Source organism: Selenomonas sp. AE3005 (assembly GCF_000686945.1).
In the GTDB taxonomy this organism is placed as follows: Bacteria; Bacillota; Negativicutes; order Selenomonadales; family Selenomonadaceae; genus Selenomonas_A.
The window spans coordinates 1-1,337 of the sequence record NZ_JMME01000028.1 but is presented as its reverse complement, the minus strand read 5'-3'; the positions used below and the strand labels follow the sequence as shown (position 1 = coordinate 1,337).

Below are 1,337 nucleotides of genomic sequence, written 5' to 3'. Positions count from 1 at the left end.
GCCAGCATGGACTGAGCGGCCTGCAGAAGAACATTGTTCTTCGTGTAGTTCGTCATTTCCTTCGCCATGTCAGCATCACGAATCGTGGATTCTGCAGCCTGTACGTTCTCAGATGCCGTGGTCAGGTTGCTGCTGGTGTACTCAAGACGGCTTTCGATGGAGCCGATAGTCGTCTGCTGATCCAGTGCTTTCTGTACCGCATTATCGAGAACATTGATCGCGGCATTAGCCTTCACCTGCGTGGAGATGTTCAGCTTCGTGCCATCGGAACCGGAAAGCCCCAGAGCCTCGGAACGCATATCCGTAAGACCTACCTTGATGGCCTGATTAGCTTTCGTGCCGACCTGCAATACCAGGCTGTTGTCATCACCGGTATTTTCTGCGCGGATAGTTTCGCTGAAGTTATCCAGTACAGCGTTGGCGGACTTATTGATATTGCCATCACGATCCGTTACGCTAATGGTAAAGCCGCTAATCTGACCAGCAGTACCGCCAAATTTTGCTCTAATCGTCAATGCATTGCCGCCATCAGCCGTGTAAACAGTATTGGAAGAACTATCCAAACCTACTACTGATGTCAATGCCGAAGCACCACCATCAAGAGTCAAATCATTAGAACCACTCGGCTGTGTTGCATTGTTAATAGCTGTAGACAAGTTAGTATTACCTACACTAAACGTGGTAGAATAAGTCTTGCCCTGCTTCACATAGGAAACCGTAATGTTATCCGAAGTATGGATGTTCAGGTTGTTGCCGTTACGATCCTGCAATGCAGTCAAAGCAGAAGTACCCAGCGTAGCAGAATTCAAGCTCTCATTGGTCAAAGCTGTAGAGGTCTGCACAATCTTCTTGTTGTGCGAACCATCAACAAGATACTTGCCGTTGAAGGTAACATTGGCATTGTCGTTGATCTGGTCAATGCTCTGGTTCAGTTCCTTCTGGATAGTCTGACGGTCGCTGTCCGTGTTGGTATCGTTTGCTGCGTTGATAACTTTCTCTTTCAGTGTTTTCAGAATATCAACGGTGGAGCTTACGGCACCTTCTGCAACCTTCAGCATGCTGCTGCCGTTCTGAGTGTTGGAATTTGCCTGATCAAGACCGCGAATCTGAACGCGCATACGCTCAGAAATCGCATAACCGGAAGCATCATCTGCTGCCGAGTTAATCTTCATACCGGAAGATACTTTCTGCAGGCTCTTGGACAGTGCGCTGGAGTTCTTGTTCAGAGTGTTCAGCGTCGAGATTGCCGACATGTTGTTCTTTACTACCATTGCCATGATGTTTTTCCTCCTTGAATGTAGAAAAATAATATTTTGTAACAGCCATCCCTGACTGTC

Annotated in this window: 1 protein-coding gene; it reads right to left on the bottom strand. The window is 47.6% G+C overall.

Features of this window, described 5'->3' with window-relative positions; translation table 11 throughout:
* The coding region (locus tag DL94_RS0111650) for a flagellin N-terminal helical domain-containing protein (protein WP_037371857.1) at positions 1-1,277 on the bottom strand (1,277 nt) is incomplete at its 3' end.
* Positions 1,278-1,337: the final 60 nt, after the last annotated feature.